Origin of the sequence: Weissella confusa (assembly GCF_004766315.1) — a bacterium.
Lineage (GTDB): Bacteria > Bacillota > Bacilli > Lactobacillales > Lactobacillaceae > Weissella > Weissella confusa_A.
Genome location: NZ_PVSN01000074.1, coordinates 1 through 20,762, shown reverse-complemented (window position 1 = coordinate 20,762; position 20,762 = coordinate 1). Strand labels below are relative to the sequence as shown.

22 protein-coding genes and 1 pseudogene are annotated in these 20,762 nt (G+C 45.1%); 20 read left to right on the top strand and 3 right to left on the bottom strand.

What is annotated here, in order from left to right:
• Window positions 1-166: 166 nt before the first annotated feature.
• From C6P11_RS09985 to C6P11_RS09940, 10 genes are all read left to right on the top strand, one after another.
• Window positions 167-1,555: an Nramp family divalent metal transporter gene (locus C6P11_RS09985; RefSeq protein ID WP_135520793.1), complete on the top strand. Its 1,389-nt coding sequence runs from the start codon at window positions 167-169 to the stop codon at window positions 1,553-1,555.
• A gap of 18 nt (window positions 1,556-1,573) precedes the next feature.
• Window positions 1,574-2,032: a universal stress protein gene (locus C6P11_RS09980; protein WP_135520791.1), complete on the top strand. Its 459-nt coding sequence runs from the start codon at window positions 1,574-1,576 to the stop codon at window positions 2,030-2,032.
• 79 nt (window positions 2,033-2,111) lie between these two features.
• Window positions 2,112-2,795 carry a VIT1/CCC1 transporter family protein gene (locus tag C6P11_RS09975; protein ID WP_135520789.1) on the top strand — a complete coding sequence of 228 codons (684 nt, stop codon included), beginning with the start codon at window positions 2,112-2,114 and terminating at the stop codon, window positions 2,793-2,795.
• 15 nt (window positions 2,796-2,810) lie between these two features.
• The gene (locus tag C6P11_RS09970) at window positions 2,811-3,494 is read left to right on the top strand and encodes a VIT1/CCC1 transporter family protein (RefSeq protein WP_135520787.1); all 684 of its coding nucleotides are present in this window, start codon (window positions 2,811-2,813) and stop codon (window positions 3,492-3,494) included.
• A gap of 117 nt (window positions 3,495-3,611) precedes the next feature.
• The gene (locus tag C6P11_RS09965) at window positions 3,612-4,274 is read left to right on the top strand and encodes a response regulator transcription factor (protein ID WP_135520785.1); all 663 of its coding nucleotides are present in this window, start codon (window positions 3,612-3,614) and stop codon (window positions 4,272-4,274) included.
• The gene (locus C6P11_RS09960; RefSeq protein ID WP_135520783.1) at window positions 4,271-5,668 is read left to right on the top strand and encodes a sensor histidine kinase; all 1,398 of its coding nucleotides are present in this window, start codon (window positions 4,271-4,273) and stop codon (window positions 5,666-5,668) included. The genes C6P11_RS09965 and C6P11_RS09960 overlap by 4 nt, the downstream gene beginning before the upstream one ends.
• Complete coding sequence (locus C6P11_RS09955; RefSeq protein ID WP_135520781.1) at window positions 5,665-6,288, top strand: hypothetical protein; 624 nt, start codon at window positions 5,665-5,667, stop codon at window positions 6,286-6,288. Before C6P11_RS09960 ends, C6P11_RS09955 begins: the two co-directional genes overlap by 4 nt.
• A gap of 106 nt (window positions 6,289-6,394) precedes the next feature.
• Window positions 6,395-7,540: an LCP family protein gene (locus C6P11_RS09950; RefSeq protein WP_135520779.1), complete on the top strand. Its 1,146-nt coding sequence runs from the start codon at window positions 6,395-6,397 to the stop codon at window positions 7,538-7,540.
• A 66-nt stretch (window positions 7,541-7,606) separates the two neighbouring features.
• Window positions 7,607-8,209 carry a thymidine kinase gene (locus tag C6P11_RS09945; RefSeq protein WP_135520777.1) on the top strand — a complete coding sequence of 201 codons (603 nt, stop codon included), beginning with the start codon at window positions 7,607-7,609 and terminating at the stop codon, window positions 8,207-8,209.
• Window positions 8,210-8,294: 85 nt separating this feature from the next.
• A complete protein-coding gene (locus tag C6P11_RS09940) occupies window positions 8,295-9,251 on the top strand; it encodes an acryloyl-CoA reductase (protein WP_135520775.1) in 957 nt (318 codons plus the stop codon).
• Window positions 9,252-9,298: 47 nt separating this feature from the next.
• On the opposite strand, the gene C6P11_RS09935 is transcribed toward C6P11_RS09940, so the two are convergent.
• Window positions 9,299-9,961, bottom strand: coding sequence for a hypothetical protein (locus tag C6P11_RS09935; RefSeq protein WP_135520773.1), 663 nt, complete (start codon window positions 9,959-9,961; stop codon window positions 9,299-9,301).
• Between the two features lie 35 nt (window positions 9,962-9,996).
• Window positions 9,997-10,473: a hypothetical protein gene (locus tag C6P11_RS09930; protein ID WP_135520771.1), complete on the bottom strand. Its 477-nt coding sequence runs from the start codon at window positions 10,471-10,473 to the stop codon at window positions 9,997-9,999.
• Window positions 10,474-10,748: 275 nt separating this feature from the next.
• Between C6P11_RS09930 and C6P11_RS09925 the strand changes: the two are divergent.
• The 5 genes and pseudogenes from C6P11_RS09925 (at window position 10,749) to C6P11_RS09905 (ending at window position 15,776) form a co-directional block, all read left to right on the top strand.
• Window positions 10,749-11,681 (top strand): annotated as a pseudogene (locus C6P11_RS09925) (phosphate/phosphite/phosphonate ABC transporter substrate-binding protein).
• 142 nt (window positions 11,682-11,823) lie between these two features.
• Entirely contained in the window at window positions 11,824-12,591 is a 768-nt protein-coding gene (gene phnC / locus C6P11_RS09920; RefSeq protein ID WP_135520769.1) for a phosphonate ABC transporter ATP-binding protein, read from the top strand.
• 3 nt (window positions 12,592-12,594) lie between these two features.
• On the top strand, window positions 12,595-13,377 hold the full coding sequence (phnE, locus tag C6P11_RS09915; protein WP_003608852.1) for a phosphonate ABC transporter, permease protein PhnE: 783 nt from the start codon (window positions 12,595-12,597) through the stop codon (window positions 13,375-13,377).
• Window positions 13,377-14,171, top strand: a complete 795-nt coding sequence (gene phnE / locus C6P11_RS09910) for a phosphonate ABC transporter, permease protein PhnE (protein WP_135520767.1) — start codon at window positions 13,377-13,379, stop codon at window positions 14,169-14,171. The genes phnE (C6P11_RS09915) and phnE (C6P11_RS09910) overlap by 1 nt, the downstream gene beginning before the upstream one ends.
• Window positions 14,172-14,225: 54 nt before the next feature.
• Window positions 14,226-15,776: a bifunctional metallophosphatase/5'-nucleotidase gene (locus tag C6P11_RS09905; protein WP_135520765.1), complete on the top strand. Its 1,551-nt coding sequence runs from the start codon at window positions 14,226-14,228 to the stop codon at window positions 15,774-15,776.
• A gap of 43 nt (window positions 15,777-15,819) precedes the next feature.
• Here C6P11_RS09905 and msrA read toward each other — a convergent pair whose 3' ends face one another.
• Window positions 15,820-16,344 (bottom strand): peptide-methionine (S)-S-oxide reductase MsrA, encoded by a 525-nt coding sequence (gene msrA, locus C6P11_RS09900; RefSeq protein WP_135520763.1) that lies wholly within the window; start codon window positions 16,342-16,344, stop codon window positions 15,820-15,822.
• 141 nt (window positions 16,345-16,485) lie between these two features.
• On the opposite strand from msrA, the gene C6P11_RS09895 reads away from it, so the two are divergent.
• The 5 genes from C6P11_RS09895 to C6P11_RS09875 all read left to right on the top strand — a co-directional run.
• Complete coding sequence (locus C6P11_RS09895) at window positions 16,486-16,764, top strand: hypothetical protein (RefSeq protein ID WP_003608845.1); 279 nt, start codon at window positions 16,486-16,488, stop codon at window positions 16,762-16,764.
• Window positions 16,765-16,851: 87 nt separating this feature from the next.
• On the top strand, window positions 16,852-17,634 hold the full coding sequence (gene map, locus C6P11_RS09890) for a type I methionyl aminopeptidase (RefSeq protein WP_135520761.1): 783 nt from the start codon (window positions 16,852-16,854) through the stop codon (window positions 17,632-17,634).
• 18 nt (window positions 17,635-17,652) lie between these two features.
• Entirely contained in the window at window positions 17,653-18,441 is a 789-nt protein-coding gene (locus C6P11_RS09885) for a hypothetical protein (protein ID WP_135520759.1), read from the top strand.
• 267 nt (window positions 18,442-18,708) lie between these two features.
• Window positions 18,709-19,902: a methionine adenosyltransferase gene (gene metK, locus C6P11_RS09880; protein WP_135520757.1), complete on the top strand. Its 1,194-nt coding sequence runs from the start codon at window positions 18,709-18,711 to the stop codon at window positions 19,900-19,902.
• A gap of 321 nt (window positions 19,903-20,223) precedes the next feature.
• Window positions 20,224-20,762: transposase (locus C6P11_RS09875; RefSeq protein ID WP_210114239.1), on the top strand; the 539-nt coding region annotated here is incomplete at its 3' end.

Genomic DNA, 20,762 nt, shown 5'->3' with positions numbered 1-20,762 from the left:
GCTCGGTTAAATTATTGTCATAAGCTTTCAACAGCCAAGTTGGACGAAATTCTTTATGACTTTTATTTAGCATTTAGCATACGAATACCACTAAATATTTAGCGATAAGCGTAAAACTGAATAGTACTGAGACCGCAATCCAAGTTTATAATTTGGAGGTTTTGTCATGGAAAGTGTGACAAACGGTAAGAACGGGTTGATTCAAAACGCCGCAGACGATGCCAGCTTGGCAGAAGTTAACGGGTCAATTGTGCCGCCAAAGAACGGTTCTTTTTTGCGTAAGCTCTGGGCGTTTTCAGGACCAGGTGCCTTGGTGGCGGTTGGTTACATGGATCCCGGTAATTGGGTAACGTCAGTAACAGGTGGTGCAACATATCACTACTTGCTACTGTCAATTGTGTTGATTTCATCATTGATTGCCATGATGCTTCAGTATATGGCTGGAAAGATGGGAATGGTCACTGGTGAAGACTTGGCGCAAGTAACACGAAACCGCACCAGCAAGGGTGGCGGTATTGCGCTATGGATCATTACGGAGTTGGCATTGATGGCCACTGATATCGCCGAAGTAATCGGTGGCGCCATCGCGCTCCATTTGTTGTTCGGTTGGTCAATGATTGTATCTGTCTTAACAACGGCATTTGATGTTTTGTTGCTATTGTTGTTGATGCGTTTTGGGTTCCGAAAGATTGAAGCGATTGTTATTACGTTGATTATGACAATCTTGTTTGTATTCTTGTATCTTGTTGTCCTATCTCGTCCTGATATTGCAGCGATGTTTGGTGGTTACTTGCCAAAGATTCAAGTTGTTAACACACACGGTGTGGCAGGGGCGGATTCACCACTGGTTATGACGCTGGGTATTATTGGTGCGACGGTTATGCCGCACAACTTGTATTTGCACTCATCTATCGCCCAAACGCGTAAGGTTAACCGCGAGAACAAGGAAGAATTGAAGGAATCTGTTCGCTTTATGGCTTGGGATTCAAACATCCAACTTTCAATGGCTTTTGTTATTAACTCAATGTTGTTGATTTTGGGGGCTGCGATGTTCTTTGGCCACGCAGATTCAGTTGGAACATTCGGACAAATGTATAACGCTTTGGGTGACAAGACGATTGCGGGGGCGATTGCATCGCCAGTTCTTTCAACGTTGTTTGCCGTTGCGTTGTTGGCTTCAGGTCAAAACTCTACCATTACGGGTACGTTAACCGGTGAAATTATCATGGCTGGATTCTTGCACTTGCGCGTGCCAATGTGGCTACGTCGTGTGATTACGCGTGGATTGGCGTTGATTCCAGTTGTCGCCTTTACATTGATTTACGGTGGTGCTGAAGATAAGCTTGATCAATTGCTTGTGTACTCACAAGTCTTCTTGTCAGTTGCTTTGCCATTTGCAATGGCACCGCTCATTTGGATGACGAGTTCAAAGAAGATTATGGGTGAAGAGTTCATCATTTCAAAGTGGATGACGATTGTTGCCTGGTTGGTCTTCTTGTTGTTGACTGGTTTGAACATTCAATTGGTAATTCAAATTGTGGGCAAGTTACTTTAATTTTCGGGGGATAATGAAATGGCTTTGGAACTATCAGATATTCAAACAGCCTACCAACACGTTTTGGTTGGGGTTGATGAATCAGAACAAGGACAAGTTGCATTAGCAAGTGCTGTCCACCAGGCGCTAGAAGATCAAGCGAAGTTGACGATTGCAACTGTGTTGGAACTTGGGGATCTTTCAACAACAGATGTCTTGAGCTTGTCAGCTGTGAATAAGCGTCGTGAAGATTTAGAAAAAAACTTGCAAACGTATAAGGCATACGCTGTTGCCCAAGGTGTGACTGATGTCGAGACGGTTTTGGCCGATGGTGCTAAAGCTGGTGAAGTACTCGCAATGGAGTTGGCACCTGAAATTAAGGCTGACCTACTGATTGTCGGCGCGCACTCAAAGCAAGGTATGTGGCCATCATTGGGATCACAAGCAGTGTACATTGCGCGACACGCTAAGATTTCATCATTGATTGCCCGTCGTTAGGCAAGGTTAAGCGCTTTTGGTTGTGTGTGATACATAATCAAAGGCGCTTTTTAGTTTTAAAAAGTAGAAAGTGAATAAGATGGCAAAGGATAAACAAACATTAGCACAACGAAATAATTTGATTCGTGCGTCCGTGATGGGTGCGAATGATGGGATTTTGTCGGTTTCCGGGATTGTTATTGGTGTGGCCGGTGCAACGACGAATTCATTCGCTATTTTTATTGCCGGTTTCGCTGGAGCGCTAGCCGGTACGGTTTCAATGGCGATGGGAGAATATGTTTCGGTACACTCGCAAAATGACGCACAAATTAAGGCGGAAGCGGTGCAGAATGATGCATTGAATAACCGTTATGATGACGAGTTTGCGTTCGTACAAAAGAAGTATGAGGCGCAAGGTATTTCTGAACGCCTAGCAAACAAGGCGACACAAGAAATGATGGCGAAGGATCCGCTTGGAACGACGGTTCGTGAGCGTTATGGCTTTACGTTGCACCACGAGATGTCAGCTGTCGGAGCAGCGATTGCTTCGATGGTGTCATTTCCACTGGGCTCATTATTGCCAATGCTGGCTATCACCTTATTACCACCACGTATTCGTGTTGCTGCAACTGGAGTGGCCGTTTTGATTGCATTGGCGATTACGGGTTATTCAGCGGCCCACTTGTCGGGGGCAAATGAGAAGAAAGCGACGCTACGCAATGTCGTCGCTGGTGTGTTCACAATGATTGTGACGTTCTACATTGGAACGTTGATTGGTCGATAGGAGGAGCGTGCAACTATGAAAAAAGTTAAGACACATCAAACGATGGAAGAGCGTTTGAACGCCATTCGTGCCGGTGTGCTCGGTTCAAATGACGGAATTCTAACAGTTGTTGGTGTTCTATTTTCGGTTGGCGCTGCCACGACCAATCAGTTCACGATTTTGATTGCTGGTTTGGCTGACTTGTTGGCCTGTGCCTTGTCGATGGCATCTGGTGAGTATGCATCAGTTAGCTCACAAGCGGACGCGGAAAAGGTCGTCGTTGACCTTGAGACACAACGTTTGCGTGTTGATCCAGATGGTGTGGCGACAGACATTCGTCAATTCTATCTAGACCGTGGGGTTTCTGAAGCGACGGCTGGAGAAATCGCTACTGAATTGATGGCTAAGTCGCCTTTGGAAACGATTCTATCAACGAAATATAATGTGCAATTGGGTCACTATGTCAGTCCTTGGGCAGCCGCGTTTTCATCATTATTCTGTGCGGCGATTGGTGGGGCGTTCCCATTGCTAGCATTGTATTTTGCCCCAATTCGTTGGCAATTCTGGGCAACTATTCTAGCGACGACAGTAGCGGTGGCACTCACAGGTTACTTGAGTGCGTTGATTGGGAAGGGCTTTGCTAGCCGAGCAGTTAAGCGTAATGTGGTCATCGGCTTACTAACGATCGCTATTCACTACACAATTGGATTGTTCTTCTAAAAGAGACAACGAGCGTTCGAGAAATCGAGCGCTTTTTCTTTGCGTGAGATACAACTGAGATACAAACGTGAGGTATGATAGACTGTCATTACGAATTAGTGAAGGAAGGCAGTTGTCATGAAGCGAACAATTCTAATAGTCGACGACAGTGTGCGAATTAACCAGCTTGTCAAAATGAGTTTGATGAATACGTATGATATCGTACAAGCGTTCACTGGTGAAGATGCCGTTGTAAGCCTGCAATCGACAAAGATTGATCTAGTGTTATTGGATATCACGTTGCCTAAGATGAGTGGTTATGACGTTTTGCCGTATATCACAGATAAGGAAATACCAGTCATCTTTTTGACAGCTAAAACTGAGGTAGCGGATGTTGTGCAGGGTCTGCAACTGGGAGTGGATGATTACATCACAAAGCCATTCCACCTGGAAGTACTGAAGAGTCGGGTTGAAGCGGTCATGCGTCGCGTGTATGGCCATGCCGATGAAATCATTAAGTATGATAATTTGGTAATTGATGTCACCCAACAAACGGTTCGTCGGGATGGTGAGTTGGTGGATTTAACGAATAAGGAATTTGAACTGTTGGTTTATTTCGTGCGCAACCAAGGGGTCACTTTAGCGCGTGAAACACTTTATGAAAACATCTGGGATTTTGCGGATGACATGGTGGATACCCGAACTGTCGATTTGCATGTGCAACGACTACGTAAAAAGCTGGGCCTAGCTGACCGGATTACGACGGTGTTCCGCGTTGGCTATCGAATGGAGACGCTATGAAAATTTCGATTAAATTGTTCATTGCTTTCATTGTCATTTTGGTGGCGTCACTATCGATCAATAGTGTGTTGGTATTGCATCGCAGTTTTGAAAGTGGTCTGCAGGAAAAGGAATCAAGTGCTGCGGTTCTTAATAAGCAGACGGCGCGACAAGTGCAACAGCTGGACTATCAACAAGATAAAGGTATTAAAGAAGGGCAAGTCATTAAGTTCGTCGGCACAACGCAAGATAATGTGTTGATTTGGGATGCGAAGCAAAAGCTGATTTACCACGAGGACATGGCAGTTAAGCAAGCTGACCGTTTGAATTTGCTAGATAGTGATAAACAACAGATTCAATATTTGTTAGATGGTAATCAAAAGTATGTCGTGGCGACAATCAAGGTGCAACTGTTGCGTAAGACGTATTACATTAGCACGTTTACGGATTTGAATTCGGTCTATGTAGCGCAAAAGCGATTGCTTCGTGATGTGCAGGTTAACTTGTTGGTGTTGTTCTTAGTATCGACGGCAATTATTTATATCTTAACGAAGCAAATCTTGGTGCCAGTCCATCAATTGCGTCAGGCCAGTCAGTCGTTTCAGACAGATCCGATGGGATATCAGCCCTTGAAGCCGATGCGTCATGATGAATTGACAGAATTGGTAAATGATTTTAATCAGATGGCACATCAAATTCAGGCAATGGTGGCATCTGAACGTGAAAATGCGGCGTTTCAAAAAGAGTTTGCGAGTCATTTGACTCACGAAATTAATACGCCGCTGACGATTATTTTGGGGTATGCCGAGCTTATCGCTGAATCGAATGTCACTGAAGAGGTGAAGCAAGAGGCGGTGCGTTATATTGTGGATGAAAGTACGCGATTAAAGCAGCTTGGTAGCCGTATCAGTCAGTTGATTCAATATGATCACGTGACCTTGCAGCGTGAAACTATAAGTAGTCAGATGTTGCACGAAAAGGTGACAGATATTGCACTTGGCATTCGACAACAAACAGCTCACGGGTTCCAATTTGAGTATGCACATCAGGCCGACTATCGTTTGCATACAGATATGGGCTTGGTTTCAGAAATGCTGGTCAATCTGTTGGATAATGTCGTCAAAGCATTACCGCAACAAGGTGGTCGAATTACGGTGGCAGAAGACTTGGATGAAACGGGACTGACAATTACGATAACTGACAATGGTCATGGATTAGATGAACAAGCCGTTGATGATGTGTTTGAACCGTTCGTGACAGATAGTGAGCTTGGTGAAGATGACCATCTTGGCTTAGGGTTGTCGATTGTCAAAAGAATCAGTACAGCTTTAGGGTGGCGTGTAGCCTTAAAGAATAATTCTGGGGAAGGAGTGACCGTCAGCATTCAGGTGCCGGCGCAAGATATTGAACGATGAAACAAAAGCAAAATTGGCTTGTGCTCGGCTTGGCGATTCTCTTTTTCTTCCTAGTAATTGGCATGCTCCAACTATTTGTGCACTGGCAAGATAATCATTATAGTCAGCAGGCACCACATCAGACGGCATATAGTTTGCCCAATAAGCAGCAAATGCCACTAAGCAACGCTGAGGCCTTGACCGCTGTGACTGAATACGCCAATCCGATTAAATTTAAAAGTGACGTCGACGAAGCAGGCGGGGTTGATTTAAAGAAAATACTGGCACCAGTTGTCGGCGACATTCCTAATGATTTACAGATACTTGATGTTGAAAAACGGGTGTATCACTCAACCAATGGTGAGGTTGTGACAACTTATTATGTTAGTGCGATGAGTAAAACAAATGAGATCGATTTTGAATTTGTACCCAGCAACAATTTAATTTTGAATCTGCAATGGTTCGGTGACAGTATTGATTTGCCGTTGCAAACGATTGCGCAAAATTGGCGCAACAACATTAACGTGACGTTGCGTCATCAGGAAAGCCTGGCTGATGGTGAAATAAGTCAACAATTTGTATCAGGCATTAATTATCGACTAGCAAAATCAAATGCCAGTTTAGTAATCACACTTGTTTAGAAGGAAGCTCGCAAAATTGCGAGCTTTTTCTTTTGCGATACAAGTTAGATACAACTACTCCGTATGCTTAAGCCTATATTAGTTTAAGTAGAGGAGTTTAGTGAACATGACAGAGCGAAATGAAAGTGAACAATCACGTGTTAGAAAGTGCCATGGTGTGCGCTGGGGACGTTTAATCGGTGCGGGGGTCGTCGTGACGTTGTTGGCGTTGGTCGGTGTTGTGGGCTTTACGTCGATGCGTGCAAAGACGGTGGTCGACAAGACTTATCAAGATGCTGGTATGAAAAAGTCACGTGATGTATCCGCAGCAATTCGAGATGGTAAGCCAATTTCCGTTTTGTTGATGGGGACTGATACGGGTGAACTCGGTCGTGATGACAAGGGACGCACGGATTCAATGATGATTATGACGATTAATCCGCAAAAAGAGGAAACGACGATTATGTCGATTCCGCGTGATACTTTGGTTGCTGTGCCTGGGTATGAAGATACGTTCCCACAAAAGATTAATGCTGCGTATGAATTGGGATCAGCCAAGACCGCAATTGAAACGGTGCAAGATTGGTTGAATATTCCGATTGACTATTACGCACTCGTTAACATGGGCGGTTTGGAGCAAGTTGTTGATGAAATTGGTGGCGTGAAAGTTAAATCACCGCTCACGTTTGACTTTAATCCAGATACTGCGCATGCAACGCCTGGAAATCTGTACAGTTTCGTAAAGAACAGCAGTACATTTACGCACACTGGTGAAGATGGTAAGACGAAGACGTATACCAAGATGGATGGTAAGGCAGCATTGGCTTTCTCACGGATGCGTTACGATGATCCACGCGGTGATTATGGCCGTCAACAACGTCAACGGTTGGTGCTGGAAGCGGTTGTTGATAAGGCTAAGGCCAATCCCGCATCGTTGTTGACGGATGGCTTCATGACATCACTATCTAAATCAGTGAAGACTGATTTGACGTTTGGCGATATGACAACGATTGGCACGAAGTATTTAAATGCCACCAAGAATATCAAGTCAGATTATATTCAAGGGCAGGGATACAACTTGGCATCGGGATCTACAGAAGTTGTGTCACGGCAAGAAGAACAACGTGCGACGAATGTCCTACGTCGTTCATTGAATTTGGATGAAGCGGAAACAGGTAACTTGTACGCTGGTAAGATTTCTGATGCAGAAGCTGTTGCGATTGGCGTGCCGACGATGGCAGCATCAACTGATACGGTAGAACAAGCGCAATAGGCTAGTTGACTAATCTAGTACACTTAATGAAGACACAGCATCATTGAGAGTGAAAGGTTGGACGCTATGACGCAATTAACGTTTGTATACGGCACGATGGCTTCGGGAAAGTCGATTGAAATTCTGAAGGTGGCCCATAATTATGAGGTGCAGGGACGTAAGCCGATGCTCCTAACTTCAGCATTGGATGACCGCACGAATGTCGGTGAAATTTCATCGCGCATTGGCCTTAAGCAAGACGCTGGTATTATTCATACGACGGACAACCTTTTCGAAATGGTGGCGCGTCAAAGTGAACAACCAGCGATTGTGTTGATTGATGAAGCGCAATTTATGACGCGTGAACAAGTCATGCAATTAGCGCACATCGTGGATGATTTGGACATTCCGGTGATGGCGTTCGGTTTGAAAAATGATTTCTCAAATCACCTTTTCCCGGGGTCTGAGGCATTGTTGATTTTTGCGGATAAGCTGGAAGAAATGAAGACGCTCGATTCGTTTGGGACGAAAAAGGCGACGATGAATTTACGTATTCATGACGGTAAGCCGGTGTATGAAGGTGAACAGATTGAAATTGGTGGGGATGAAGCTTATTTACCAGTTTCTCGTTATCACTACTATCACCCGGATGAGGCAGCTATTGCGGCCCGCTTCCGTAAACAAAATTAGTGAATCAAGCCACTGCCGGTTTTGCGACAGTGGCTTTTGTTTATTCATTATATATTGGAAGAAACAGGTTTTGGGGGATAACGAGATGACAGTAACAGCATATGTGATGACTGATACCAAAGGCGTTGTGCAAGGCGATTTTGTCGAACACGAATTGCCTGAACTATCAGCTGGGGAGATACAAATTCAAACGGCTTTTTCGAGTGTGAACTACAAAGACTACTTGGCGAGTTTGCCCAAGGGTGGCGTGATTCGCCAATATCCAATGGTGCCGGGAATCGATGTTAGTGGGACGGTAGTAGCATCAAAATCAGGGTTATTTGCAGTTGGGGATGAAGTACTAGTAACTGGCTATGACTTAGGCGTTCGTCACGATGGTGGTTTTGCGACGCAAGTGCAAGTGCCAGCAGAGTGGGCGGTGAAGTTGCCGGATGGTCTTTCTCTGCAAGATGCTATGGCAATTGGAACGGCTGGTTTTACAGCTGGTTTGGCTATTGTGAAGTTGGAAGGGTTGGGGATGCGCGTTGCTGATCAACCCAAGATTGCGGTTACCGGGGCAGCCGGTGGTGTTGGTAGCGTGGCACTAGCGCTGTTGCAAGCTAGCGGCTACCAAAATGTGACGCCGATTGTGCACCGCGGTAGTGAAGATGAGACGACAGCCGATGGTGTTTTGGCATTACCGAATAAGCCGCTTTTGTCGCAAACGTATGATTATGTCATCGATACGGTTGGTGGTGAGTTAGCAGCTAAGTTGATTGCTATGCTGCACTACAATGGTGCAATCGCCATGACGGGTAATGCCGGTGGCGTTGATTTGCCAACGTCAGTGTTCCCGCTGATTTTGCGTGGCGTTAGCATCTTAGGCGTCGATTCAGTGGCGGCTGATATGCCAACGCGCCAATTATTGTGGCAACGTTTTGCAACTGATTGGCATGTGATGCATGAGTTGCCAGTTGAACAAGTGCCTTTCGAAAAGTTGCCAGATGTACTTGATGCGTTTGCGGCACATACGCATAAGGGACGTACGATTTTGACATTCTAAACAAAGACGCCGACCAGGTTGGATAGACCTGATCGGCGTCTTTTGGTTTAAAAATTAGTTACCCATTTTCCGCTATATGGTGTCATTTCATACTTCACTGAAGCTGGTATGGGATTACGCCAAACGGCGATTGCCACTAACGTGTTGGCGTTAGTGTCCCAATGGACGTTTGAGAGAGTTACATAATAAGTTTGGCTCTGGAAATCAACAGGAACGGTTGCACCTGGAGTGGTGGCGCCATTTCGTCCTATGTTAGTTAAATGATCTGTATAATAATTTTGCTTTAGAAGATTCATAGCATCTGATACAGACATATTAGTGCCAGTAACCTTACCGTTGGTGTCATTAGTAACCGGTAACCAAACGTTACCGTACCAAATAAATGTTTGGTTACCATTGCTTGAAACCAACTTATTATAACTACTGGACCAATAGATTTGCCTAACATTTTGAAATGGTGGCGTTGCAATTGGTGTGTACGAACCGTATTGTGGCATGCTGTTGAAATATACAGCATATAAATCAGAGCTACCTTCAGCAGATTGCAGGGCAGCGACCGTCTTGTTCAGCTGTTCAGTTTGAGCGGTCATGGTCGCTGTTAAATCGCGAATGCGGTTGGCGTCATTTATATCGCCGTTGAAGGTCAGAATTCTGTAATAAGCACTAGCAAATATAGTCGTTGTCGCAATCAGTGTGATGACTGCAGTCACGATAATCGCTGATATCCGCCTTTTCATCATGGCTATTAGTTAACTTTAGAAGTTGTAGTGGTAGGTTGTGCGGTAGAACTTATTGCGCTTTCAGCATGTGCGATAGCGCTACTTGCGTTGTTCTTTGCAGTATCAGCTTCAGAAACAGCTGTTCTAACGTTTGATGCGTAAGAGTTGGCGTTCGCAATTTGTGTGTTCGCTTTAATAACGGCATCGGTAGCAGCTTTATTGTCATTGGCGTGTTCTTGTTTCTCGCCTTGGAGGCTGCTTGCAGTGTCCCCCAGTGTGTTGGCTGTAGTAGCCAAGGTTTTTGTAAGGTCGGATATATCATTTACAGCTTGGTTACCGTTGAAATTCGAGATATTAGGTAGCTGCAAAGCTGCAAATCCGACAGTAGAAACAGCAGTTAAAGCTGCTAGAGTGATAAGTGTACGCTTAGTGAAGCGTCGACATGATTTTTTCATAATGTAACCCCTTTCATGTTTTGAATTATAAAGCGGAATATTCGACATACGAATAACTGCTTTTTAACGACTAATTAAAAATAAGTAACATTGCATATGTATGATACAAAGAGTCTGCGAATAAGCTTTGCAGCACGACTGAAGTCCCAATTTACGGATAAATAAATCGACATTCTACTTACCGAACATTAGTAGTCAATACATATATTTTTTTAAAAGGTTTAACTATAAATATGAACAAAATGCATATTGTCATGAAGAAAGTTCGGTGTTATCCTTAATTCAACCTTTAAGGGGACATACATTAAGGAGTATAGAGGGACATGTTTAAAAAGCTTGTTGCAGGGGCTGCACTTACGATTGCAGCATCAACACTTGTTACCGCATTGCCTGCTGCATCAGTTGATGCCGCATCAAAGAAGGTTAGCTTGAAGGAGTTGAACGTCCAATTCGTTCCATCATCACAAGCTGACACGATTCAAGCGAAGGCTAAGCCATTGGAAAAGTTGCTAAAGAAGCAATTGGGGATTCCAGTGCACGTAACTATCTCAACTGACTACAACACGGTTGTTGAGGCGATGGGTTCAAAGAAGGTGGATATGGGATTCTTGCCACCTGACCCATACGTACACGCACACGAGTAATACGGTGCCAAGGTTATCTTGCAATCAGAGCGTTACGGTATTAACGACAAGAAGGGCGACGGTTCAAACACGGACAAGCTTGTTGATTACTACCGCGCGATTGTCTTGGTAAAGAAGGATTCAAAGATCAAGTCAGTTAAGTACTTGAAGGGTAAGAAGATTGCCGTTCAAGATACGACTTCAGACGCGGGTTACATGTTCCCAGTCGTTGACTTGAAGAAGAAGGGTATGAACGTTGTAAAGAACTCTGACCTAGTTACGGTTAAGGGTCACGACCAAGGTGTTTTGTCAGTCTTGAACGGCGACACGGACGCAGCATTTATCTTCGATGATGCCCGTAACGTTGTTAAGAAGGACAACCCAGATGTCTTCAAGCAAACGCGTGCTTTGATGTACACGTCAAAGATTCCTAACGATACAATTGCTTTGCGTAAGGGTATCTCAGCTAAGGATTCAAAGGCTATCCAAAACGCCATGATCAAGGTATCAAAGACGGCTGAGGGTAAGAAGGTTTTGAACGATGTCTACAGCTGGGCCGGTGTTGCGAAGTCAAAGGATTCAAACTTTGACATCGTGCGCGACTACCAAAAGCAAATTGAAGACATCAAGTAAGCTTGATTTCTAAATAAAACGAGAAGAACGGGCTTTACTGGCATTGCCCAGTGAGGTCCTTTCTTCGTACATATCATGTAAAACGGTTCAGCAGATTTCGCTGGATTTGGTTAACAAGGTTAAACAAGAGTGGAGAGTTATTATGACAGCCAAAAAAGGCACGATTAAAGTTAACAACGTTTCAAAGATTTATCCGAACGGGACGGTTGGTTTGGATAACATTAACTTGGACATCGCTTCAGGTGAGTTCGTTGTGATTGTTGGTCTTTCAGGAGCCGGTAAGAGTACGTTGTTGCGTGCTATCAACCGACTACACGATGTGACGTCAGGTGAAATCTTGATTGATGGTGAAGATATCACGGTTGCGAAGGGACGTAAGCTTCGCGAATTGCGTCGTAACATCGCCATGATTTTCCAAAACTTTAACTTGGTAAAGCGTGCATCAGTTGCGCGTAACGTATTGGCCGGACGCGTGGGTTACTACTCAACGTTCAAGAGTACGTTTGGTCTATTCTCTAAGGAAGATAAGGCGAAAGCAGCCGAGAACTTGGATAAGGTTAACATGCTCGACAAGTACTACACGCGTGCGGACGAGTTGTCAGGTGGACAACAACAACGTGTTGCCATTGCACGTGCCATGATGCAATCACCAACGGTTGTCTTGGCCGACGAACCAATCGCATCACTTGATCCAAAAACAACCAAGATGGTTATGGATGACTTGAAGCGTTTGAACACGGAAATGGGCATGACAGTGGTTGTTAACTTGCACAGTGTGCCACTTGCAATGGAATACGCAACGCGCATCATTGGTTTGCGTGCTGGTCAACTTGTTTATGACAAGCCGATCGCAGAAGTTAACAAGAATGACTTTGACGGTATTTACGCTGAAGCAACAGATGGAGAATAGACGATGAATGTAAGTTTACCTGAACAGCGTTTCAGCGAAAAATGGCACGTCAAGGGTCTACTGGCAACGCTTCTAGTTGTATTAATTTTGTTTGGATCAGGACGCATGACGGGTGTTTCAACTGACTTCAGTTGGGAACAATTCATGGATATCTTGATTAAGATGATGAATCCGGATTGGTCATATGTCACGGCGGTGATTACACCAATCCTACAGACCATTCAAATGGCTTTGGTCGGAACTTTGTTGGGAACGATTATTGCGGTGCCGTTCAGTTTGTTGGCAGCCCGTAATTTGATGAAGAACACGATTGTCCGTGGTATTGTTCGTTTCTTCTTGAACTTGGTGCGTGCCTTGCCTGACTTGTTGTTGGCAGCGTTGTTCGTTGCGATCGTTGGTATCGGTCCGATGGCCGGTGTCGGCGCTTTGACGATTTTCAGTTTTGGTATGATTTCGAAGTTGTTCTATGAAGCAATTGAAACAATCGATGAAGGACCAATTGAAGCGTTGACGGCTGCCGGTGCGAACAGCTTGCAAACGATTGTGTTTGCGGTTATTCCACAAGTGTTCAACCAATTCTTGAGTTACTTCCTATACACATTGGAAATCAATGTCCGTGCCTCAACGGTGCTTGGATATTTGGGAGCTGGTGGTGTTGGATTGTTCTTGAGTCAGACACTTTCAATGTTCCGATACGATCGCACGGCCGTGGTTATCTTGGCCATCTTGGTTGTCGTGGTGATTGTTGACGGCATTTCAAATCGATTGCGGGAGGCGTTGGCATAATGCAAGTAGTTAAGCAAAGTCCTTGGCGCCGTTATCGTCCTTGGATTATTACAGTGTTGGTTGTGGCATTGTTTGCCTGGGCTTTTTCTGGGATTCCAATGTCATCAGTTAAGCCACAAGCACTATTGATTACGAAGGCTATTTTCACCGGATTGTTCCATCCAGATTGGTCTTACGTTTATACAGGGGATGGCGAAGACTTGATCACAGCGTTGGTTGAAACGCTGGCCATTGCCTTCTTGGGAACGTTCATATCAGCTATTTTGTCAGTACCATTTGCCTTCTTGGCAGCCCGCACAAAGAAGGGATTCTTCACGCCACGTTCAACGTTGGGTAAGGTGATTTTGACGGTTATCCGTGTGTTCCCAGAAATCGTGATGGCCATCATGTTCATCAAGGCGGTTGGTCCTGGTGCCTACGCTGGTGTATTGGGGGTCTCGATTCACTCAATTGGTATGTTGGGAAAGTTGTTCTCAGAAGCTGTTGAAAACATCGACCGCGGACCGAACGAAGCCATCGTGGCAGCTGGCGGATCAGCGCTTGATGGTTTGACGTTGGCAACGTTGCCAGCAGTTATGCCTGAATTTATGAATTACACACTATACCGATTTGAAATCGCGGTTCGTTCAGCGGCTATCTTGGGTATGGTTGGTGCCGGTGGTATCGGTGCGCCATTGATTTTTGCCTTGCAAACGCGTCAATGGCCAAAGGTTGGTATCATTTTGCTAGGAATCATCATCATGGTGACGGTAATTGACTTCTTGTCAGGTCAATTGCGTAAGCGCCTAGTCTAATAGGTTAGAAGGTCATCGATTACTCGATGGCCTTCTCTGTTTAAAGGAGTAAACATGCAAGTTTCTATTATTTCGACTTCTGATGTCCACGGTTATTTTCGGGCTGATGATTTCCGTCGACCATTACAAAATGATGGGTTGGGTTTGACCCGCGCAGCGACAGTTATTGAAACGTTGCGTGAACAAGCTGCCCCAGAAGATGTCATCATCACAATTGAAAATGGTGATTTTATTCAAGGGTCACCATTAACGAATTACATTGAGAAAGTCGATCAATCAGCGGTAAGTTTGTATGATGACTTGGCTGAAACGATGGGTTACGACGTGCGCATTTTGGGTAATCACGAATTTAATTATGGTCGTGATTATCTTGAACGCGTTTTAGGACAAAACGATTTGTTGTTGAATGCTAATGTGCTTGATGAAACAAGTGGTGAGCCGTTTATCGGTCGTCCATACACGATTATTGAACGTGGTGGGGTGAAGGTTGGTGTCGTTGGTTTGATTACCAAGTACGTGCCAAATTGGGAGCAGCCAGCTAACATCCATGGGCTAACATTTGCTGACCCGGTCGAAGTAGCCACGCGTTATGTTGACGAATTGCGTTCACAAGTGGATGTGTTGATATTGGCTTATCACGGTGGCTTTGCTGAAGATTTGGAGACTGGTGAACCGTTGGAACGCTTGACGGGTGAAAACCAAGGGTACCAATTGCTACAAGTGCCAGGTGTTGATGCTGTCGTGACTGGTCACCAACATCGTACGCTGGCAGCGGTTATCAATCATGTTGCGACAACGCAACCTGGCTATCGCGCTGACCAAGTTGGTTTGATGACATTCACATTGAACGACGAGCGTCAAATTACCAACCGTGATGCGCAATTGATTGCGACAGCGGTGTTTCCTGAGAACGATGCGGTGAAGGCAGTTGTTGAGCCGGTTCACGTTGCGACAAACCACTGGCTTGATACGGCGGTCGGTCACGTTGGTCACAACATGCAAGTGACGGATCACTTCGAAGCGCGTTTGCACAGTCACCCATTCATTGCCTTGGTTAACCAAGTTCAAATGGATGCCACACAAACGACGATTGCTAATACGGCGTTGTTTAACAACGAAGTGAAGGGATTGGCTGATGAAGTGACGTTGCGTGACATCATGACGAATTACATTTATCCAAATACGCTAGTTGTCGAAAAGTTGACGGGACAAGATATTGTGGATGCGCTTGAAGTGAATGCACGCTACTTTGTTTTGGATGATAACGGTCAACCAACCGTTAACCCGGCGTTTTTGGAGCCTAAGGTTGAACACTATAACTATGATGTTTGGAGTGGCATTGATTACACATTTGATTTGCGCCGTCGTGAAGGTGAACGCGTGATTGAAGTGCTTGTTGATGGGGAACCAATTGATTTGGCTGGCGAATACGAAGTTGCAATGAATAACTACCGTGCAGGTGGTGCGGGCAATTTTGCATCCTTCTCACTAGATAAGGTGGTTCGTGAAGTGCAACAAGAAACGGCTGATTTGATTGGTGATTACATTATGAGTCACCCAGATATTAAGATTGCCCAACCAACTAATTTCCATGTGATTTATTAAAAATAAAGCCGGTTTCGTCAATGCAGACGAGACCGGCTTTTGATTACTTCTTATCAGACCAATATTTCTTTTGGTAGGCTTTGCGTGGCACCATCATCATGTACTCGCGCAAAGGATTCTTCTTATAAAATTGTTGATGCTCTTCTTCAGCATCGTAGAACGGCTGGGCGTCTTCAATGCTTGTAACGATTGGTGCGTCGAAGCGACCGGAGTCATTCAAGGCGCGCTTTGATGCTTCAGCAATCTGACGTTGTTCGTCGTTCGCCACGAAAATCACTGGGCGGTAACTGTCACCGCGGTCAGCAAATTGGCCCATGGCATCCGTTGGATCGGCGAGCTGCCAATATAGCTCAACCAAATCGCCATATGAAACAACATCATCATCGAACCAAATTTTAACTGCTTCTGTGTGACCAGTTTGATGTGATGCGACTTGTGCATAGGTTGGGTTGGCGACGAAACCGCCAGTGTAACCTGAGCGTACCTTTTGAATGCCAGCCATGGTTTCGAATGGCTCGACCATGCACCAGAAACATCCGCCTGCAAAAATTGCTGTTTGAATTGCCATAATATCCCCTCCGTTTGGTTCTTATTCTACTCAGTTGGTGCAAAAACAAAAGCAATATTTCAAGACTTTCCCTTGAAAAATCGTTATTGCAACTTTTTTGGTTATAATAACTACTGACAAAAGTTAAGTGAGGACATAGAAATGGGTATTACACTTCAAATTGATGATGCGATGGTTGCTTCAATGGCAGAAACGATTCGCAAGAGCATTCCACGTATTGCGCGTGCGAATGAGCAAATGATTTTGTCAGCGCCAGAGTTATCAGAGCGCTTGCCAAAGTTGTCAGCTTTGCCTGATGATGAATTGGTACGTGGTTACTTGCAATTCCTATTCATGTCAATGAATGATACGAAGATGTTGTTGGACCGTGCTTACGTTGATCTATTTTTGACGTCACAACTGGCAACGGTTATTTACTGAGAAACTCTTAAAGCCACGCGTTTGCGTGGCTTTTTTGTAAGTGGTACGTGTAGAATAAAAATAGAAGATTAGTGAAGAGAGATTATTATGATTACGATTAAGTCACCTCGTGAGATCGAGGGAATGCGTAAGTCTGGGGCCATCATTGCCGGTATGCACCAAGGACTACGTGACATTATTAAGCCAGGCATTTCGACCTGGGAGATTGAAGAATTCAGTCGCCAATACATCGAGAGTCACGGTGGACGTGCTGCGCAAATCGGTTTTGAAGGCTATGAATACGCCACGACGGTTTCAGTGAATGAAGAGGTTGCGCACGCGTTTCCACGTAAGGCACTTTTCCTTAAGGAAGGCGACATCGTCACCGTTGATACGGTGGTTGAATTGGATGGTTATTATTCAGATTCAGCTTGGACATATGCCGTTGGTGAAGTCTCACCTGAAGCCCAACACTTGATGGATGTTGCCAAAGAAGCAATGTACATCGGCATTGAACAAGCGCAAGTTGGTAACCGTTTGGGTGACATCGGGGCTGCAATCAATGCCTTTGTTAAAGATGAAAACGGCTATGGTAATGTCCGTGATTATGTTGGTCACGGTATTCAACCAACGATGCACGAAGATCCAAATGTGTTCCACTATGGTGTTGCGGGTCGCGGACTGCGTTTGAAGCCTGGTATGACCATTACGATTGAGCCAATGGTCAACATGGGAACGTGGGAAGTTGAAACGTCTGAAGAAGACGGTTGGACGGTGACGACGTTGGATGGCTCATGGTCAGCCCAATATGAGCACGTGATTGCAATTACCGAAGAGGGTCCGAAGATTTTGACGAGTCAGGACCCTGAATTCGATGCGAAGTATCTATAATTTGCAGGAGGGAAATCCATGACTGGTCAAGAATGGGAAGATAAATTCCGCCAAGAACATGGTCGCGTTGCGCGCCGTGAAGAATATCGTGCAGCTGCTGCACGTAATTTTGAACCTGAAGAGGCGCCGGTAGAAGCACCGGTTGCGTCAGCTCCGAAGGCTGTTGCAAAGAAGTCTAGTGGCAAGGGCAAGCAAGCATTGTTCTTGTTGTTGGCTGTCGTTGTTGCCGTTGTGGCTGGCGCCCTGACGTACAAGTTGACGCATCCTAAGACTAACGATGAACCAGCCAAGGTTGCATCTTCAGCTAAGTCAGTGTCAAAGGCGTCTTCAAGCCAAGCTTCGAGCGCGGTTTCTTCTTCAAGTAGTAGCGCAAGTTCATCAAGCGCCAGCTCAGCAAGTTCAACCAAGGCGTCAGACTTTTCAGGAAGCACGCCTGGGGTTGTCGCAACGGACCTAAGTCGTACTGACCGTGCTGAGATTATTGCTCAGGTGGTTATGGCGGGATATAACAAGCCGGCCACTGATGTAAACGGCATTACGGCTGGAACAGTTGGTGGTGTTGGATCTGGTAAAGGAAGCTTGCACCTTGGCGTTGGCGTAAATGGTATCGGCGTGCAATATTCATTGGCCGGGGATGGCGGTGTGAGCCAAATTACTGGCCGTTATAGCGCGGGTAATGGGGATAGTGCGCACGACTTCTCAATCGATGTTGATAATTGGTTGGCGACGCACAATCTTGATGCTGTTCGACAAGCCCTTGGCAACGTGACAGTAACTGACAGCGACGTCAGCGCAATGGGCAACTAAAAATAAGTTAACTTTTTAGCTTGCGTGATTGTTCAAAACCACGTATAGTAATTTAAGTATTAAAAAGTAAATAAATTCGACTTTCCTATCGAGAGTTCAGGGAGGGACTAGACCCTTTGATCTGACGCCAACTTACCCGTTTCGGGCGATGTGGTACTTTCTAGCAGATAGGCGCATATCGACTGAACCCCGACATGCCGCCTACGAGTGGTATGTCGGGGTTATTTAATTTCACAAGAGTTTTTTTATTTTAGGAGATTAGATTATATGTCAGAAAAGCGTTTGTTCACGTCAGAATCAGTTTCAGAAGGACATCCAGATAAGGTTTCAGACCAAATCTCAGATGCCATTTTGGACGCCGTTTTGGCTGAAGATCCACAAGCACGTACGGCCATTGAAACGTCAGTAACGACTGGTTACGTTAACGTCTTCGGTGAGATGTCAACGACGGCCTACGTTAACATTAACGAAATTGTTCGTAACACATTGAAGCGCATCGGTTACGATGACAAGGAAGCTGGTTTCTTGGCTGACGATATCCACGTTGGGGTAACGTTGGACGAGCAATCACCTGACATTGCGCAAGGTGTTGACTCAGCTATTGAGCACCGTGAAGATGGTGGCGTTGATCCATTGGACCAAATCGGTGCCGGTGACCAAGGTTTGATGTTCGGTTTCGCCACGAACGAAACGGACGAATACTTGCCATTGTCAGTTGTTTTGTCTCACAAGTTGGTTAAGAAGCAAGCTGACGTTCGCCGTTCAGGTGAGTTGTCATACTTGTTGCCTGACGCCAAGGCACAAGTGACGGTTGAATTGGATGAAAACGACAAGCCAATCCGTATCGACGCTGTCGTTTTGTCAACGCAACACCGTGAGTCAATCTCATTGGAGCAATTGCGTGCCGATGTTCGTAAGTACATCATCGGCCCAGTTTTGCCAGCCGACATGGTTGACGACGAGACGCGTTACTACATCAACCCAACTGGTCGCTTCGTAATCGGAGGACCTAAGGGTGATGCCGGTATGACTGGTCGTAAGATTATCGTTGATACGTACGGTGGATACGCTCGTCACGGTGGTGGTGCCTTCTCAGGTAAGGACGCAACCAAGGTTGACCGTTCAGCTGCCTACGCAACACGTCACATCGCCAAGAACATCGTTGCAGCTGGTTTGGCCGAAAAGGTTGAAATCCAAGTTGCCTACGCTATCGGTGTGGCAAAGCCAGTTTCAGTTAACGTGAACACGTTCGGTACGGGTAAGGTTTCTGATGACGAATTGGTAGCCGCAATCCGTGACTTGTTCGAGTTGCGTCCAGCCGGAATTATCGAGGACTTGGATTTGCGCAAGCCTCGTTACGAAGCAACTGCTGCATACGGTCACTTCGGTCGTCCTGAATTGGACTTGCCATGGGAGCGTTTGGATAAGGTTGATGCTTTGAAGGCGTACTTTAACAAGTAATAGATAAGATAAAGAAAATGGTCGCTAGGCAGAATGTGCTTAGCGACCATTTTTAAATTGTTATTTGAATCCTTAATTAAAAAATAGGGGTAATTTTAAAATAAGGACGGCTGACTGAGTGCTCTTAATTGAAAATAACGGGATATTTTAAACCCGGATTATTCATCAAGACAAACAAAAAACCGCTGAAACAGCAAGTTAATACCGTTTCAGCGGGTTTTGCGCTTTCACCCGTTGGGTGAAAACCATAGGAGCTCTTTTTTATGATATTTTGTTAGTGGAAAACAAACCAAATACTCAAAAATTGGAGCGTCTAAAATTATGACTCCAAAAGTATTACCTAGCAACCATTTAGTTGCAGTTTCAGACAATGGGGCACCAATTACCTCGGATGGTGGCAACGTGCTGCTTAGTATTTTTCTGAATTCGCCTGTAATTTCCAGGCTCTTTAATAACGTTGAATTCAACGATAATCGCAAAAATCCACGCTATGCTAAGGTAGAATTGTTATTGCAAATGCTCATTCAAGTTATCGAAGGTTATCGCAACGACGACGTTGCAGATTACTTGACCCAAGATATCGAACATCGACTTGTTTATGCGCAAAACATGGCATCTCAACCAACTATTTCCAGATTTCTATCACATCTCACGAACGAAGACATTGATGAGCTACAAGAATTAAATCGTCGTATTGTCTCTTTAATTGATGAAAGATCAGCCAATACTGAACTGGTGCTAGATTTGGATTCAACCTACTTTGAGACCTTTGGTCATCAAGAAAAAATTGGTTTTAATTATCACTACTTGAACGTCGGTTACCATCCGCTTATCATGACCGATGCTTTAACTGGAACCGT

What these genes read in the sequence shown, in the direction of transcription:
- C6P11_RS09985 (WP_135520793.1), top strand. Translation starts at nt 167, where the DNA reads ATGGAAAGTGTGACAAACGGTAAGAACGGGTTGATTCAAAACGCCGCA.
- C6P11_RS09885 (WP_135520759.1), top strand. Translation starts at nt 17,653, where the DNA reads ATGACTGGTCAAGAATGGGAAGATAAATTCCGCCAAGAACATGGTCGC.
- phnE (WP_135520767.1), top strand. Translation starts at nt 13,377, where the DNA reads ATGCAAGTAGTTAAGCAAAGTCCTTGGCGCCGTTATCGTCCTTGGATT.
- metK (WP_135520757.1), top strand. Translation starts at nt 18,709, where the DNA reads ATGTCAGAAAAGCGTTTGTTCACGTCAGAATCAGTTTCAGAAGGACAT.
- C6P11_RS09940 (WP_135520775.1), top strand. Translation starts at nt 8,295, where the DNA reads ATGACAGTAACAGCATATGTGATGACTGATACCAAAGGCGTTGTGCAA.
- C6P11_RS09905 (WP_135520765.1), top strand. Translation starts at nt 14,226, where the DNA reads ATGCAAGTTTCTATTATTTCGACTTCTGATGTCCACGGTTATTTTCGG.
- C6P11_RS09970 (WP_135520787.1), top strand. Translation starts at nt 2,811, where the DNA reads ATGAAAAAAGTTAAGACACATCAAACGATGGAAGAGCGTTTGAACGCC.
- phnE (WP_003608852.1), top strand. Translation starts at nt 12,595, where the DNA reads ATGAATGTAAGTTTACCTGAACAGCGTTTCAGCGAAAAATGGCACGTC.
- C6P11_RS09965 (WP_135520785.1), top strand. Translation starts at nt 3,612, where the DNA reads ATGAAGCGAACAATTCTAATAGTCGACGACAGTGTGCGAATTAACCAG.
- C6P11_RS09955 (WP_135520781.1), top strand. Translation starts at nt 5,665, where the DNA reads ATGAAACAAAAGCAAAATTGGCTTGTGCTCGGCTTGGCGATTCTCTTT.
- C6P11_RS09945 (WP_135520777.1), top strand. Translation starts at nt 7,607, where the DNA reads ATGACGCAATTAACGTTTGTATACGGCACGATGGCTTCGGGAAAGTCG.
- msrA (WP_135520763.1), bottom strand. Translation starts at nt 16,344, where the DNA reads ATGGCAATTCAAACAGCAATTTTTGCAGGCGGATGTTTCTGGTGCATG.
- map (WP_135520761.1), top strand. Translation starts at nt 16,852, where the DNA reads ATGATTACGATTAAGTCACCTCGTGAGATCGAGGGAATGCGTAAGTCT.
- C6P11_RS09930 (WP_135520771.1), bottom strand. Translation starts at nt 10,473, where the DNA reads ATGTCGAATATTCCGCTTTATAATTCAAAACATGAAAGGGGTTACATT.
- C6P11_RS09980 (WP_135520791.1), top strand. Translation starts at nt 1,574, where the DNA reads ATGGCTTTGGAACTATCAGATATTCAAACAGCCTACCAACACGTTTTG.
- C6P11_RS09950 (WP_135520779.1), top strand. Translation starts at nt 6,395, where the DNA reads ATGACAGAGCGAAATGAAAGTGAACAATCACGTGTTAGAAAGTGCCAT.
- C6P11_RS09975 (WP_135520789.1), top strand. Translation starts at nt 2,112, where the DNA reads ATGGCAAAGGATAAACAAACATTAGCACAACGAAATAATTTGATTCGT.
- C6P11_RS09895 (WP_003608845.1), top strand. Translation starts at nt 16,486, where the DNA reads ATGGGTATTACACTTCAAATTGATGATGCGATGGTTGCTTCAATGGCA.
- C6P11_RS09960 (WP_135520783.1), top strand. Translation starts at nt 4,271, where the DNA reads ATGAAAATTTCGATTAAATTGTTCATTGCTTTCATTGTCATTTTGGTG.
- phnC (WP_135520769.1), top strand. Translation starts at nt 11,824, where the DNA reads ATGACAGCCAAAAAAGGCACGATTAAAGTTAACAACGTTTCAAAGATT.